This window comes from Duganella guangzhouensis, from assembly GCF_009674535.1.
GTDB lineage: Bacteria > Pseudomonadota > Gammaproteobacteria > Burkholderiales > Burkholderiaceae_D > Rugamonas > Rugamonas guangzhouensis.
In genome coordinates, this window is sequence record NZ_WKJK01000082.1 from 1 (window position 1) to 256 (window position 256).

At 50.8% G+C, this 256-nt stretch carries 1 rRNA gene; it reads left to right on the plus strand.

Features of this window, described 5'->3' with window-relative positions:
• A 23S ribosomal RNA gene (locus tag GJ699_RS35495) occupies positions 1-256 on the plus strand; the annotation flags it as partial.

The window sequence follows — 256 nt, forward strand, 5'->3', positions numbered from 1 at the left end:
GTTTGTGATGATGCAATCTACCCGCGGCTAGACGGAAAGACCCCATGAACCTTTACTGTAGCTTTGCATTGGACTTTGAATCAATCTGTGTAGGATAGGTGGGAGGCTTTGAAGTAGGGACGCCAGTCTCTATGGAGCCATCCTTGAAATACCACCCTGGTTCATTTGAGGTTCTAACCTTGGCCCGTTATCCGGGTCGGGGACAGTGCATGGTAGGCAGTTTGACTGGGGCGGTCTCCTCCTAAAGTGTAACGGA